The sequence below is a fragment of the Aeromonas sp. s12 genome, assembly GCF_040907925.1.
GTDB lineage: Bacteria > Pseudomonadota > Gammaproteobacteria > Enterobacterales > Aeromonadaceae > Aeromonas > Aeromonas veronii.
This window is the reverse complement of record NZ_JBFOCT010000029.1, coordinates 1-14,551: the sequence shown is the minus strand read 5'-3', so window position 1 is coordinate 14,551 and position 14,551 is coordinate 1. Positions and strand designations below refer to the sequence as shown.

Below are 14,551 nucleotides of genomic sequence, written 5' to 3'. Positions count from 1 at the left end.
TAGGGGAGCCCGCAGAATTCGGAAAAAATCGTACGCTAAGGTTTTCCGGGCATCCGTAAGGGCCGAAACTTCCCGTCTTCCAGTCTGCGGCTCTGCCGCCAGACGTAATCGCCGGTTAGGTTGATGTGCTCCCAGCCCAGCGGCGACAGGAATTGCAGCAGCTCGCCGTCCACCGGCTTGCCGGCCTCGACCAACCCCTGGGTGGCGCGTTCCAGGTACACCGTGTTCCACAGCACGATAGCCGCCGTCACCAGGTTGAGGCCGCTGGCCCGGTAGCGCTGCTGCTCGAAGCTCCGATCCCTGATTTCCCCAAGGCGGTTGAAGAACACCGCCCTGGCCAGCGAGTTGCGCGCCTCACCTTTGTTCAGGCCGGCATGCACGCGGCGGCGCAGTTCAACACTTTGCAGCCAGTCCAGGATGAACAGCGTGCGCTCGATCCGGCCCAGCTCGCGCAGGGCCACGGCCAGTCCGTTCTGGCGCGGGTAGCTGCCGAGCTTGCGCAGCATCAGCGAGGCGGTGACGGTGCCCTGCTTGATCGAGCTGGCCAGGCGCAGGATGTCGTCCCAGTGGGCACGCACGTGCTTGATGTTCAGGGTGCCGCCGATCAGCGGGCGCAACGTCGGGTAGGCTTGCACGCCCTGCGGCACGTACAGCTTGGTTTCGCCGAGGTCGCGGATGCGCGGCGCGAAGCGGAAGCCTAGCAGGTGCATCAGGGCAAAGACGTGATCGGTGAAGCCGGCCGTGTCGGTGTAGTGCTCCTCGATCCGCAGGTCGGACTCGTGGTACAGCAGGCCGTCGAGCACATAGGTGGAATCGCGGACGCCGACATTCACCACGCGGGTGCTGAACGGCGCGTACTGGTCGGAGATATGGGTATAGAACAGCCGTCCCGGCTCGCTACCGTACTTCGGGTTGACGTGCCCGGTGCTCTCGCCCCGGCCACCCGCGCGGAAGCGCTGGCCATCGGAGGATGAGGTCGTGCCGTCGCCCCAGTGGGCGGCAAAGGCGTGGCGATACTGGTGGTTGACCAGCTCGGCCAAGGCCGCCGAATAGGTTTCGTCGCGGATGTGCCAGGCTTGCAGCCAGGACAGCTTGGCGTAGGTCAGGCCGGGGCTCGACTCGGCCATCTTGGTCAGCCCGAGGTTGATCGCATCACCGAGGATTGCGGACAGCAGCAACGTCCTGTCTTTGGCCTCGGCCCCGTCCTTCAAGTGGGTGAAGTGGCGGCTGAAGCCCGTCCAGTCGTCCACGTCCATCAGCAGTTCGGTGATCTTGATGCGCGGCAGTAACTGGCTGGTTTGGTCGATCAGCGCCTGCGCCCGATCCGGCACCGCCGCATCCAGCGGGGTGATTTTCAGCCCTGACTCGGTGAGGATGGCATCGGGCAGCTCGTTGTCCTTGGCCAGGCGGGTGACGGTGGCCAACTGCTCGTCCAGCAGCTGCAAACGCTCTTCCAGGTACTGGTCGCTGTTCGGGTTGATCGCCAGGGGCAGGGCCTGCTCGCGCTTGAGTGCGGCGAACTTCTCGGCCGGCAGCAGGTAGTCGTCGAAGTCGCGGAACTGCCGCGAGCCCTTGACCCAGATGTCGCCGGAGCGCAGGGCGTTCTTCAGCTCGGACAGGGCGCAGATTTCGTAGAATTTCCGGTCGAGGCCTTCCGGGGTGATCACCAGCGGCTTCCAGCGCGGCTTGATGAAGGCCGTGGGTGCATCGGCCGGCACCTTGCGCAGGTTGTCGGCGTTCATCTCACGCAGGGTCTGCACGGCTGCCAGCACGCCTTGCGCGGCCGGCGCGGCGCGCAGTTCCAGCACCTCCAGCAAGGCCGGCGTGTAACGGCGCAGGGTGGCGAAGTTCTCGCCGACCAGGTGCAGGTGGTCGAAGCCTTCCGGCCGGGCCAGCAGCTCGGCCTCGCTGACGCTCTCGGTGAACTCGTCCCAGGGAATCACCGCCTCGATGGCGGCATAGGGGTCGCTGCCGCTTTCCTTCGCTTCCAGCAGCGCCTGGCCGATCCTGGAGTACAGGCGCACCTTGTCGTTGATCGCCTTGCCCTGCTTCTGGAACTGCTGCTGATGCTTGTGCTTCGCGCCGCTGAACAGCTTGACCAGGATGCGGTCATGCAGATCGACCAGCTCATCGATCACGGTCGCGGTGCTCTCCAGCACCACGGCGGCCAGGGTCGCGTAGCGGCGCTGCGGCTCGAACTTACCGAGGTCTTTGGGCGTCATCTGCCCACCCTCGCGGGCCAGCTTGAGCAGGCGGTTCTGGTGGATGTGCCGGCCCAGGCCTTCGGGCAAGTCCACCAACTGAAATGTCTTCAGCCGCTCGATGTGTTCCAGCATGTGCCGAGAGTTGGGTTTCAGCGGTGCCTGGCGCAGCCAGGTCAACCAGGTGATGCTGCTGCCGGCCTTGAGCTTCAACAGCTCGTCCAGCTTGGCCCGATGCGAGTCCGTGAGTGGTTCGACCAGGGCGCGGTAGACCCGCCGATTGGCTCGCGCAATGGCTTCCGAGCAGGCCCGGTCAATCACGCTCAGCGCCGGCAGGATGCGTCGTTTCTGCCGTAGGCTCTCCAGGGCCTGACCGGCCAGCAGCAAGCCTTTGTCGGTCTGCTGGGCCAGCTCGGTTAGCTCGCGCACCAGGGCGCGGAAGTCGGACAGGCCGAACGGGGCCAGTTGCAGGTAGGTGCGCAGTTCCTGGGCATGCTCGCGACGGGTCACGTCGCGCTCGCCGTACTTTGCCCAGCTCGCCGGCTCGGCCTGGACTTGCTTCGCCACCCACAGGATGACCGGCTCGGGCAGCTCGCTGTCGGTTCCCAGCGCGTAACCGGGGTAGCGCAGCAGGCAGAGCTGCACGGCGAAGCCGAGGCGGTTGGCGTCGCCGCGTCGCTGGCGGATCAGCGACAGGTCGGAGTCGTTGAAGGTGTAGTAGCGGATCAGGTCATCCTGGCTTTCCGGCAGCGCAAGCAGGGTGTCCCGCTCCGTGGCCGAGAGGATCAAGCGACGCGGCATGTGTCAGTCGTCCGTGCGGAGGTACTGGTAGAGGGTTTCCCGGCTGATGTTGAACTCGCGGGCAAGCTGCGCCTTGGGCTCGCCGGCCGTCGCTCGCTGCCGCAGGGTAGCAGCCTGCTCATCGGACAGGGCTTTCTTGCGGCCCCGGTACGCGCCACGCTGCTTGGCCAAGGCGATGCCCTCACGCTGCCGCTCGCGGATCAGGGCGCGCTCGAACTCAGCGAAGGCCCCCATCACCGACAGCATCAGGTTGGCCATCGGCGAGTCCTCGCCAGTGAACACCAGGCCCTCCTTCAGGAACTCGATGCGCACGCCGCGCTGAGTCAGCTTCTGTACCAAGCGACGCAGGTCATCGAGGTTGCGGGCCAGCCGATCCATGCTGTGCACCACCACTGTATCGCCTTCGCGGACGAAGCTCAGCAGCGCTTCGAGCTGGGGGCGCTGGGTGTCCTTGCCCGATGCCTTGTCGGTGAACACCTTGCTCACCTGGGTTTGTTCCAGCTGGCGTTCCGGGTTCTGGTCAAAGCTGCTGACCCGGACGTAGCCGATGCGGTGCCCCTGCACGATGTCTCCTTGGTTGAAGGCGGCTTAAGTGCACTTTCTGTTCCGTTGTGCCTCAAAGCCCATTTCTGTCAGGCTGAAATCTATAACCTTCGCGGGCATGTGTCAAAAAATGGGAAAGCAGACTCTATTCTGACTGTCGTTTTCAGAAGACGGCTGCACTGAACGTCAGAAGCCGACTGCACTATAGCAGCGGAGGGGTTGGATCCATCAGGCAACGACGGGCTGCTGCCGGCCATCAGCGGACGCAGGGAGGACTTTCCGCAACCGGCCGTTCGATGCGGCACCGATGGCCTTCGCGCAGGGGTAGTGAATCCGCCAGGATTGACTTGCGCTGCCCTACCTCTCACTAGTGAGGGGCGGCAGCGCATCAAGCGGTGAGCGCACTCCGGCACCGCCAACTTTCAGCACATGCGTGTAAATCATCGTCGTAGAGACGTCGGAATGGCCGAGCAGATCCTGCACGGTTCGAATGTCGTAACCGCTGCGGAGCAAGGCCGTCGCGAACGAGTGGCGGAGGGTGTGCGGTGTGGCGGGCTTCGTGATGCCTGCTTGTTCTACGGCACGTTTGAAGGCGCGCTGAAAGGTCTGGTCATACATGTGATGGCGACGCACGACACCGCTCCGTGGATCGGTCGAATGCGTGTGCTGCGCAAAAACCCAGAACCACGGCCAGGAATGCCCGGCGCGCGGATACTTCCGCTCAAGGGCGTCGGGAAGCGCAACGCCGCTGCGGCCCTCGGCCTGGTCCTTCAGCCACCATGCCCGTGCACGCGACAGCTGCTCGCGCAGGCTGGGTGCCAAGCTCTCGGGTAACATCAAGGCCCGATCCTTGGAGCCCTTGCCCTCCCGCACGATGATCGTGCCGTGATCGAAATCCAGATCCTTGACCCGCAGTTGCAAACCCTCACTGATCCGCATGCCCGTTCCATACAGAAGCTGGGCGAACAAACGATGCTCGCCTTCCAGAAAACCGAGGATGCGAACCACTTCATCCGGGGTCAGCACCACCGGCAAGCGCCGCGACGGCCGAGGTCTTCCGATCTCCTGAAGCCAGGGCAGATCCGTGCACAGCACCTTGCCGTAGAAGAACAGCAAGGCCGCCAATGCCTGACGATGCGTGGAGACCGAAACCTTGCGCTCGTTCGCCAGCCAGGACAGAAATGCCTCGACTTCGCTGCTGCCCAAGGTTGCCGGGTGACGCACACCGTGGAAACGGATGAAGGCACGAACCCAGTGGACATAAGCCTGTTCGGTTCGTAAACTGTAATGCAAGTAGCGTATGCGCTCACGCAACTGGTCCAGAACCTTGACCGAACGCAGCGGTGGTAACGGCGCAGTGGCGGTTTTCATGGCTTGTTATGACTGTTTTTTTGTACAGTCTATGCCTCGGGCATCCAAGCAGCAAGCGCGTTACGCCGTGGGTCGATGTTTGATGTTATGGAGCAGCAACGATGTTACGCAGCAGGGCAGTCGCCCTAAAACAAAGTTGGGCTTCACCAGAGTATCAAGTTGCCGAGCTGGCGATAACCTAAAACATTAAAAAGAGGTTTGAAATGAATGAAGGAAAAAATGAGGTCAGTACTTCAGCTGCTGGCCGGTTCGCATTCCCATCAAACGCCACGTTTGCCTTGGGGGATCGCGTACGCAAGAAGTCTGGCGCTGCTTGGCAGGGGCGCATTGTCGGGTGGTACTGCACAACACTTACCCCTGAAGGCTACGCCGTCGAGTCCGAATCTCACCCAGGCTCAGTCCAGATTTATCCCATGACTGCGCTTGAACGGGTGGCCTGAAGTCACGGTTGAAATGCACCGCCTGACGGCCAAATCATGCGGCACCGTCCACAGCCCAACTAGTCGCTCCAGCGGATGGCTTCGCCGCCCGCTGAGCTAATTCGTTAGACGGCAAAGTCACAGACCGCGGGATCTCTTATGACCAACTACTTTGATAGCCCCTTCAAAGGCAAGCTGCTTTCTGAGCAAGTGAAGAACCCCAATATCAAAGTTGGGCGGTACAGCTATTACTCTGGCTACTATCATGGGCACTCATTCGATGACTGCGCACGGTATCTGTTTCCGGACCGTGATGACGTTGATAAGTTGATCATCGGTAGTTTCTGCTCTATCGGGAGTGGGGCTTCCTTTATCATGGCTGGCAATCAGGGGCATCGGTACGACTGGGCATCATCTTTCCCGTTCTTTTATATGCAGGAAGAACCTGCATTCTCAAGCGCACTCGATGCCTTCCAAAAAGCAGGTAATACTGTCATTGGCAATGACGTTTGGATCGGCTCTGAGGCAATGGTCATGCCCGGAATCAAGATCGGGCACGGTGCGGTGATAGGCAGCCGCTCGTTGGTGACAAAAGATGTGGAGCCTTACGCTATCGTTGGCGGCAATCCCGCTAAGAAGATTAAGAAACGCTTCACCGATGAGGAAATTTCATTGCTTCTGGAGATGGAGTGGTGGAATTGGTCACTGGAGAAGATCAAAGCGGCAATGCCCATGCTGTGCTCGTCTAATATTGTTGGCCTGCACAAGTATTGGCTCGAGTTTGCCGTCTAACAATTCAATCAAGCCGATGCCGCTTCGCGGCACGGCTTATTTCAGGCGTTAAACATCATGAGGGAAGCGGTGATCGCCGAAGTATCGACTCAACTATCAGAGGTAGTTGGCGTCATCGAGCGCCATCTCGAACCGACGTTGCTGGCCGTACATTTGTACGGCTCCGCAGTGGATGGCGGCCTGAAGCCACACAGTGATATTGATTTGCTGGTTACGGTGACCGTAAGGCTTGATGAAACAACGCGGCGAGCTTTGATCAACGACCTTTTGGAAACTTCGGCTTCCCCTGGAGAGAGCGAGATTCTCCGCGCTGTAGAAGTCACCATTGTTGTGCACGACGACATCATTCCGTGGCGTTATCCAGCTAAGCGCGAACTGCAATTTGGAGAATGGCAGCGCAATGACATTCTTGCAGGTATCTTCGAGCCAGCCACGATCGACATTGATCTGGCTATCTTGCTGACAAAAGCAAGAGAACATAGCGTTGCCTTGGTAGGTCCAGCGGCGGAGGAACTCTTTGATCCGGTTCCTGAACAGGATCTATTTGAGGCGCTAAATGAAACCTTAACGCTATGGAACTCGCCGCCCGACTGGGCTGGCGATGAGCGAAATGTAGTGCTTACGTTGTCCCGCATTTGGTACAGCGCAGTAACCGGCAAAATCGCGCCGAAGGATGTCGCTGCCGACTGGGCAATGGAGCGCCTGCCGGCCCAGTATCAGCCCGTCATACTTGAAGCTAGACAGGCTTATCTTGGACAAGAAGAAGATCGCTTGGCCTCCCGCGCAGATCAGTTGGAAGAATTTGTTCACTACGTGAAAGGCGAGATCACCAAGGTAGTCGGCAAATAATGTCTAACAATTCGTTCAAGCCGACGCCGCTTCGCGGCGCGGCTTAACTCAAGCGTTAGATGCACTAAGCACATAATTGCTCACAGCCAAACTATCAGGTCAAGTCTGCTTTTATTATTTTTAAGCGTGCATAATAAGCCCTACACAAATTGGGAGATATATCATGAAAGGCTGGCTTTTTCTTGTTATCGCAATAGTTGGCGAAGTAATCGCAACATCCGCATTAAAATCTAGCGAGGGCTTTACTAAGCTTGCCCCTTCCGCCGTTGTCATAATCGGTTATGGCATCGCATTTTATTTTCTTTCTCTGGTTCTGAAATCCATCCCTGTCGGTGTTGCTTATGCAGTCTGGTCGGGACTCGGCGTCGTCATAATTACAGCCATTGCCTGGTTGCTTCATGGGCAAAAGCTTGATGCGTGGGGCTTTGTAGGTATGGGGCTCATAATTGCTGCCTTTTTGCTCGCCCGATCCCCATCGTGGAAGTCGCTGCGGAGGCCGACGCCATGGTGACGGTGTTCGGCATTCTGAATCTCACCGAGGACTCCTTCTTCGATGAGAGCCGGCGGCTAGACCCCGCCGGCGCTGTCACCGCGGCGATCGAAATGCTGCGAGTCGGATCAGACGTCGTGGATGTCGGACCGGCCGCCAGCCATCCGGACGCGAGGCCTGTATCGCCGGCCGATGAGATCAGACGTATTGCGCCGCTCTTAGACGCCCTGTCCGATCAGATGCACCGTGTTTCAATCGACAGCTTCCAACCGGAAACCCAGCGCTATGCGCTCAAGCGCGGCGTGGGCTACCTGAACGATATCCAAGGATTTCCTGACCCTGCGCTCTATCCCGATATTGCTGAGGCGGACTGCAGGCTGGTGGTTATGCACTCAGCGCAGCGGGATGGCATCGCCACCCGCACCGGTCACCTTCGACCCGAAGACGCGCTCGACGAGATTGTGCGGTTCTTCGAGGCGCGGGTTTCCGCCTTGCGACGGAGCGGGGTCGCTGCCGACCGGCTCATCCTCGATCCGGGGATGGGATTTTTCTTGAGCCCCGCACCGGAAACATCGCTGCACGTGCTGTCGAACCTTCAAAAGCTGAAGTCGGCGTTGGGGCTTCCGCTATTGGTCTCGGTGTCGCGGAAATCCTTCTTGGGCGCCACCGTTGGCCTTCCTGTAAAGGATCTGGGTCCAGCGAGCCTTGCGGCGGAACTTCACGCGATCGGCAATGGCGCTGACTACGTCCGCACCCACGCGCCTGGAGATCTGCGAAGCGCAATCACCTTCTCGGAAACCCTCGCGAAATTTCGCAGTCGCGACGCCAGAGACCGAGGGTTAGATCATGCCTAGCATTCACCTTCCGGCCGCCCGCTAGCGGACCCTGGTCAGGTTCCGCGAAGGTGGGCGCAGACATGCTGGGCTCGTCAGGATCAAACTGCACTATGAGGCGGCGGTTCATACCGCGCCAGGGGAGCGAATGGACAGCGAGGAGCCTCCGAACGTTCGGGTCGCCTGCTCGGGTGATATCGACGAGGTTGTGCGGCTGATGCACGACGCTGCGGCGTGGATGTCCGCCAAGGGAACGCCCGCCTGGGACGTCGCGCGGATCGACCGGACATTCGCGGAGACCTTCGTCCTGAGATCCGAGCTCCTAGTCGCGAGTTGCAGCGACGGCATCGTCGGCTGTTGCACCTTGTCGGCCGAGGATCCCGAGTTCTGGCCCGACGCCCTCAAGGGGGAGGCCGCATATCTGCACAAGCTCGCGGTGCGACGGACACATGCGGGCCGGGGTGTCAGCTCCGCGCTGATCGAGGCTTGCCGCCATGCCGCGCGAACGCAGGGGTGCGCCAAGCTGCGGCTCGACTGCCACCCGAACCTGCGTGGCCTATACGAGCGGCTCGGATTCACCCACGTCGACACTTTCAATCCCGGCTGGGATCCAACCTTCATCGCAGAACGCCTAGAACTCGAAATCTAACGTCCGTTCGGGCATCGAGGTCCATGTCGGGGTGGGACGGGCCCGTGGCTTCAAGATCACTTGCAGTCCGACCGCGATGTCTTGGTTGCGCGAGAGGTTGTCGACAGGCCATGCTGAGTGTGCGATGGTTGATCGCTTCCTCGCCGCTCTCCACGGCGACGATGGCCGCCGCCATCAGCAAGTGCGCCAGTTCCCCTATGGTGCCCTCGCTGCGTGTGAGCAGGTAGCGAGCCATGTCCAGCGTGGCAATTGGGGAAGGCCGGCGCAGCGGGAGCGAAGCGGCGAAGCTGGCCAGCAGTGAGCAGCAATCGTCGTTGGCCTCCCATACCGGCAGCATCATCGGCTCGAAGCGATTTTCCAACTGGTCATCGGAGCGGATGGCTAGGTAGGCGTCGCGCGTGCCTACCCCAACCAACGGGATGCGCAGTTCGTTGCCGAGGAAGCGCAGCAGGTTGAGGAATTCCCGGCGGTTGACGCTGTTGCCGGCCAGCACGTTGTGCAGCTCGTCGATCACCAGCATGCGCACGCCGACCTTGCGCAGCAGTGCCAGAGCCAGTTGCTCCATTTCCGGCAACCGTGGGCGTGGGCGCAGCGGCGCGCCCATCGCGGCGAGCAGCGCGACGTAGAAGCGGATCACGGACGGCTCGGACGGCATCTGCACGACCAACACCGGGATGTGCTCCTGGTCGGCGTCGGAGCTGGCCGGGTGGGTGCGGCGGAACTTCTCGACGATCATCGACTTGCCATTGTTGGTCGGGCCAACCAGCAGCAGGTTGGGCATGCGTTGCTTGTTTGGCCACGCATAAAGGGCTTCCAGCCGGTTCAGCGCCTCGACTGCGCGCGGATAGCCGATCCAGCGGTCGGCGCGAAGGCGCTGGATGCGCTCGTCCGCCGGAAGACGGGCCAAGCCCTGGGCCGCCGGCAGCAGGTGGGACAGGTCGATGATGGGATATTCGTCCACGGCTACCACTCCTCAATCTGGTCGAACGGTTTGGCGGGTGGCAAGTTGTCTGCCTGCGGGTCGGCAATATCCGTATCCGGCGGAACGGGCTTGTCCGGCCGAGCTGATGTCTTGAGGTGCTGGCGGCGATCCGCGTCACGCCGCGCCTTGCGTGTGGCCTTCTGCGCGCTGGTCACAATCTCACGCATCTGGCCGATCATGCGGAACAGCGCCGACTCATCCACCTGTTCGCGCCCTTGCTGCCGCAGTTTCGCCAGCGCCTGCCGTTGTTCCCAGAGGGTGACAGCCGGATGCGACAAGGTACGGTAGGGAATTTCCAGGTAATGCTGTCCCTCCGGTTCCAGGACCCAGATACGGCTGATGTCGCGCGGATCGCGCCGGATCAGAAAGGACGGCCAGCGTTCACGCCGCGCAATCCACGGCTTGAGCGCATCGGCGTAGTAGTGGATGTGGTCGATGACAAAGCCGGTGCGGGTCAGCGTGCGCCGGAGGATCGGCAGAAAATCGACCAGGAACGAAGTAGCGCGTGTGACGACGGCCGGTACGCCGACACGCGCCACGGCCTCGGCCCAGCGCGCGGCCGGCGGTTGGAGCAGGCCGTTGTGCACCGAACCGTGGTAGGTGCCGACCGCCAATGTGAGCCAGCGCTCTAGCTCGCGCAGCGTCAGGGCGGCCTTGTTTTCGGAATCGTAGTCGCCGCGCTGGTCAGGGTTGGAGAAGGTCGTTCCCGGCAGTTCGTCGTGAATCATCTGCATCGCCGTGCCGATGATCCGTTCCACGATGCCGCCATAGTGCGGCTGTCCCAGCGGGCGATAGTCCAGCCGGATGCCATGCTGCTCGCAACCCCGGCGCAGGGCCTCGCTCTTGAACTCGGCCGCGTTGTCTAGGTAGAGCAGCAAGGGCTTGCCGCTCATCTGCCAATCCATTTCCACGTTCAGTCCTTCCAGCCAAGGGCGCTTGTCGCAGGCGACATGCACGAGGCACAGGCCAACCGAAACGGCAGACGGCGCTTCCAGCGTGACGACCATGCCGAGCACGCAGCGGGTGAACACGTCGATGGCGAGGGTCAGGTACGGGCGGCCAATAGGTTGCCGGTCGCGGTCATCGACCACGATCAGGTCGATGACCGTATGGTCTATCTGCACCTGCTCCAGCGGCGCGGTCACGGCAGGAGGCTCGCCGCCCACACCTTGTAGGTCACGAGCGGCATCCTGGCCTTCCCGCCGGCGGATGACCTTGCGCGGGTCAAGGCTAGCGATCCGTAAGGCCACGGTATTGCGCGCCGGCACTCGCAGTTTTTGAGCCTTGCACACCTGAGTGACTTCGCGGTGAAAGGCCGCTAGGCTGCGCTTCTGCTTGGTCAGGAACCGCTTTTGCAGTAGCTCGTGGATGACGCGCTCGACCGGTTCCGGCAAGCGCCCCTTACCTTTACCTCCACCGGACTGGCCGGGCACCAGATCCGTCACGAGGCCGCTGCCTTGCCGGGCACGCCGGATCAGAACGTATACCTGGCGCCGAGACAAGCCCAGCGCCTGAGCCGCCATATCGGCCGCTTCGTGCCCGACCGTCTCCGACTGCGCCAACGGACTGATGATCTCCGCACGACGGCGCGCACGCTCCCAAGCCTCATCAGGCAGAGTGGCCACGCCTTGTTCTGGAATCCGTGGGGTGTCCGTCGCCATGCTCACCTCGCTTTGGTGCACACGAGTATTGAGCATAGTCGAGATTGGTGCAGATCACTTCTGATATTGAACTGTCAGGAGCTGGCTGCACAACAGCCATTACGCCCAATCAACTGGTGCAGTCGTCTTCTGAAAATGACACTGACGAAGCGGCGCGGCCCTGCCTGACATCAAGTTAGGGTATAGCCTAGATTGACATGCGCGATGCAACCCTTAACTTGCTTGCACCTATCGTTTCCATGCTAGCTTTATCGTAACGCTCAAGAAATTGGGCTTAATGCCGAAAACAATAAAATAAAACAGCCAACCCTTGAGGTTCTTATGCGCCAGAATTTACCAGTGACGGGTGCGTATTCCGGCGAAGTTGAACAGCCATTCCGGCCAACGTGAACACCCTGATCCTTAACGCGCTCACGTCACCCCGTTTCTAACTCGAGTGTTCAGATTGGGTCAACTCACTTCTCCTCTTTCTCATCGATTCTCCCTTCAGTGACAGCCGGTGAGCGTTGTGCATCAGCCGGTCCAGGATCGCATCTGCCAGAGTGTTGTCCCCCAAGCTCGCGTACCACTCTTCCGTTGGCAGCTGACTGACCACGACCGTCGAGTATTTCCCGTACCGATCATCCATGATCTCCAGCAGGGCGTTGCGCTGCTCGGCATTCACCGCTTCCAGTCCCCAGTCATCCAGGATCAGCAGCTCTATCCTTGCCAGTTGACCCAGCAGTCTGGCGTAACTGCCATCTACCTTGGCCTGGCTCAGCTCAAGTAGCAGACGCGGCAGCCGGTAGTAACGAGTGCTGTGCCCCTGCTGACAGGCTTGGTAGCCCAGCGCACAGGCTAGGTAGGTTTTTCCGCAGCCACAGGGGCCGGTAATGAGCAGGTTCTGGCCCCGGCGCAGCCACTCTCCTTGGGCCAGGTTTGCCACCTGTGACCGCTCCAGGTTGCGTGCAGACTGGTAGTCCACCTCTTGCACCGTGGCCTGGAGTTTGAGCCTCGCCTGCTTGACCAGCCGAGCTTGTTTACGCTGCTCCCGGCTCAGTTGTTCGTGTTCGACCAGCAGGCTTAGCCGCTCGATGAAGGGCAGCCCTTCGTAGGTACTTGCCTGTTCCAGTTGTTGTTGCACGGCATCCGCCATGCCAGTCAGTTTCAGGTGTCTCAAGCGGGTCAGCGTTTGTTGGGTCATGGGTTTTTTCCTCGTTAGTGGAAGCTCTGGGGGCCGCGGATGTTCTCGTGCTCTTGCGGCAGTTCTGGATAACTGAGCGGACTTGCGGGCAGTTGGTCGCGGCCACTGGTCAGCACCGACTTGAGCTGCTTGAGCCGCACCAGTCCTTCCCGGTTGGCCAGCTGGCAACAGCCTTCGACTCGTGATGGCGGATACTCCCGGCTAAGACTCAGCAGTCCCAGGCAGAGTCGGTATGCCTGCTCGGCATGGGCTTTCTCTGCCAGCCGTTCGCTAACCCAGCACAAGGTGCCCGGTCCGATGTCGGCAGCCCACTGCTTAAGACGCCCTGGCGTCCAGCGTTGCTGCTTGCTGTGACGTTCCGGCATGTGCTCAGGGAGTGTGCTCATCCCCGGGATGGTTTTACGCGGATGGCTCGCGACCAGCTGTTGCTGGTGATAGACCTGAAGCAGGGTATCGCCCGCATGGAGCTCCAGTTGCTGACCCACATACTGGTGCGGCACCGAGTAATGGTGCTGCTCATAACTGACGTGATAGTCGATGTTGACCTTGACCGTTTTGATGGCGACATAGCGATAGGGATGCACCGGTAGTGACCCCAGTGCCGGGCGGTCCAACTGCTCAAACGCCTCGCGTCGGTTACCGGGCAGCTGCTTGAACGGGCGCTCGTTGAGCTCATTCAACAAAGCCCGGATGCACTGGTTTAGCTCGGCAAGCGAGAAGAAGGTCTGATGGCGTAGACGAGCCAGGATCCAGCGCTCGACGATCTGCACACCCACCTCGGCCTTGGCTTTGTCCTTAGGCTTGTAAGGGCGAGCTGGCATCACCGCCACCTGATAGTGCTCGGCCAACTGCTGGTAGCTGGGGTTGAGCTCGGGATCGTATCGGCAAGCCTTGCTGACACCGCTCTTGAGGTTGTCGGGGATCAGCAGTACCGGTGTCCCGCCGAAAAACTCAAAGGCACGGACATGGCTTTGCAGCCAGTCCGGCAGTGACTGGGACCAGGTGGCCTCGGCAAAGGTGTAGTTGGACGCACCGAGCACGGCGACAAAGACTTGTGCCTGACGGACCTCACCCGTAGTCGGCGACACGATGGGCACCGTGGGCCCGCAGTAGTCGATAAAGAGCTTTTCCCCCGCCTTGTGGATCTGGCGCATGGAGCGCTTTTGCAACTGACACCAGGACTTGTAACGGTCACAGAACTGGGAGTAGCTGTAACAGCTATTGGGATAGCGCTGGGTGTACTCCTCCCAGAGCAGCTGTTTGGAGACCCCCTTGCGCTTGAGCTCCTGATGGACAGAGGGCCAATCCGGCACAACATGGCGGGCCGAGATGGTGGTATCGGCCTGCGGATAGAACAGGGCAGCCAGTCGGCCATCATCAAGCTCGGTAGGTAAGGGCCAGGTAAGGCCGAGCGCCTGGGCACTTTTGAGGAGTTTCTGGATGGAGCCGACACTGACCTTGGTACAGATACTGATTTGGCGAACAGAGAGGTCAGCTTCCAGCCGCAGTCGCAGCACTTCACGAATTTTACGCATTGCAATCCTCTTGGCAGACATAGGCTCTTCCCTGGCAAAAGGGAGAGCGTATCAAAGGTTTTTAAATCAATGCGTTAAGGATGATTCCGGTGAATGTGAACAGTGATTCCGGGATGTTGAACACTGTTTCCGGAAAGGAGGGGCGAAGTGTTCAGGTTGAACCGGAATGAGCGTTCACATTGGTCCGGAAATGGTGTTCACGTTGAATCGGAATTGGTGTTCATGATCGGCCGGAATATGCA

The 14,551-nt window shown here is 60.5% G+C and carries 12 protein-coding genes and 1 pseudogene; 6 read left to right on the top strand and 7 right to left on the bottom strand.

Going from position 1 to position 14,551, the window contains the following annotated elements:
- Positions 1–35 precede the first annotated feature (35 nt).
- The 3 genes from AB5Y67_RS15380 to intI1 all read right to left on the bottom strand — a co-directional run bounded on the left by AB5Y67_RS15380 (position 36) and on the right by intI1 (position 4,916).
- Positions 36–3,002 (bottom strand): Tn3-like element TnAs1 family transposase, encoded by a 2,967-nt coding sequence (locus AB5Y67_RS15380; protein ID WP_001138014.1) that lies wholly within the window; start codon positions 3,000–3,002, stop codon positions 36–38.
- 3 nt (positions 3,003–3,005) lie between these two features.
- Positions 3,006–3,566: a recombinase family protein gene (locus AB5Y67_RS15375; RefSeq protein ID WP_001161490.1), complete on the bottom strand. Its 561-nt coding sequence runs from the start codon at positions 3,564–3,566 to the stop codon at positions 3,006–3,008.
- Positions 3,567–3,902: 336 nt separating this feature from the next.
- Positions 3,903–4,916 (bottom strand): class 1 integron integrase IntI1, encoded by a 1,014-nt coding sequence (gene intI1, locus AB5Y67_RS15370; protein ID WP_000845048.1) that lies wholly within the window; start codon positions 4,914–4,916, stop codon positions 3,903–3,905.
- A gap of 203 nt (positions 4,917–5,119) precedes the next feature.
- Between intI1 and AB5Y67_RS15365 the strand changes: the two genes are divergently transcribed.
- From AB5Y67_RS15365 to AB5Y67_RS15340, 6 genes and pseudogenes are all read left to right on the top strand, one after another.
- Complete coding sequence (locus AB5Y67_RS15365; RefSeq protein WP_024167031.1) at positions 5,120–5,356, top strand: trimethoprim-resistant dihydrofolate reductase DfrB4; 237 nt, start codon at positions 5,120–5,122, stop codon at positions 5,354–5,356.
- Positions 5,357–5,494: 138 nt separating this feature from the next.
- The gene (locus AB5Y67_RS15360) at positions 5,495–6,127 is read left to right on the top strand and encodes a type B-3 chloramphenicol O-acetyltransferase CatB3 (RefSeq protein ID WP_000186237.1); all 633 of its coding nucleotides are present in this window, start codon (positions 5,495–5,497) and stop codon (positions 6,125–6,127) included.
- Between the two features lie 57 nt (positions 6,128–6,184).
- Positions 6,185–7,023, top strand: a pseudogene (gene aadA1, locus AB5Y67_RS15355) (ANT(3'')-Ia family aminoglycoside nucleotidyltransferase AadA1).
- A gap of 116 nt (positions 7,024–7,139) precedes the next feature.
- Positions 7,140–7,487: a quaternary ammonium compound efflux SMR transporter QacE delta 1 gene (locus tag AB5Y67_RS15350; RefSeq protein WP_000679427.1), complete on the top strand. Its 348-nt coding sequence runs from the start codon at positions 7,140–7,142 to the stop codon at positions 7,485–7,487.
- Positions 7,481–8,320: a sulfonamide-resistant dihydropteroate synthase Sul1 gene (sul1, locus tag AB5Y67_RS15345; protein WP_000259031.1), complete on the top strand. Its 840-nt coding sequence runs from the start codon at positions 7,481–7,483 to the stop codon at positions 8,318–8,320. The genes AB5Y67_RS15350 and sul1 overlap by 7 nt, the downstream gene beginning before the upstream one ends.
- Positions 8,321–8,447: 127 nt before the next feature.
- On the top strand, positions 8,448–8,948 hold the full coding sequence (locus tag AB5Y67_RS15340; RefSeq protein WP_000376623.1) for a GNAT family N-acetyltransferase: 501 nt from the start codon (positions 8,448–8,450) through the stop codon (positions 8,946–8,948).
- Here the strand turns inward: AB5Y67_RS15340 and AB5Y67_RS15335 are convergent.
- From AB5Y67_RS15335 to istA, 4 genes are all read right to left on the bottom strand, one after another.
- Positions 8,917–9,909, bottom strand: a complete 993-nt coding sequence (locus AB5Y67_RS15335) for a TniB family NTP-binding protein (protein WP_001381192.1) — start codon at positions 9,907–9,909, stop codon at positions 8,917–8,919. The genes AB5Y67_RS15340 and AB5Y67_RS15335 overlap by 32 nt on opposite strands.
- A 2-nt stretch (positions 9,910–9,911) precedes the next feature.
- Positions 9,912–11,591 (bottom strand): Mu transposase C-terminal domain-containing protein, encoded by a 1,680-nt coding sequence (locus AB5Y67_RS15330; protein ID WP_000179844.1) that lies wholly within the window; start codon positions 11,589–11,591, stop codon positions 9,912–9,914.
- A 427-nt stretch (positions 11,592–12,018) separates the two neighbouring features.
- Positions 12,019–12,774 carry an IS21-like element ISAs29 family helper ATPase IstB gene (istB, locus tag AB5Y67_RS15325; protein ID WP_000194037.1) on the bottom strand — a complete coding sequence of 252 codons (756 nt, stop codon included), beginning with the start codon at positions 12,772–12,774 and terminating at the stop codon, positions 12,019–12,021.
- A 14-nt stretch (positions 12,775–12,788) separates the two neighbouring features.
- Positions 12,789–14,330 (bottom strand): IS21-like element ISAs29 family transposase, encoded by a 1,542-nt coding sequence (gene istA, locus AB5Y67_RS15320; RefSeq protein WP_111809685.1) that lies wholly within the window; start codon positions 14,328–14,330, stop codon positions 12,789–12,791.
- Between the last annotated feature and the right edge of the window lie 221 nt (positions 14,331–14,551).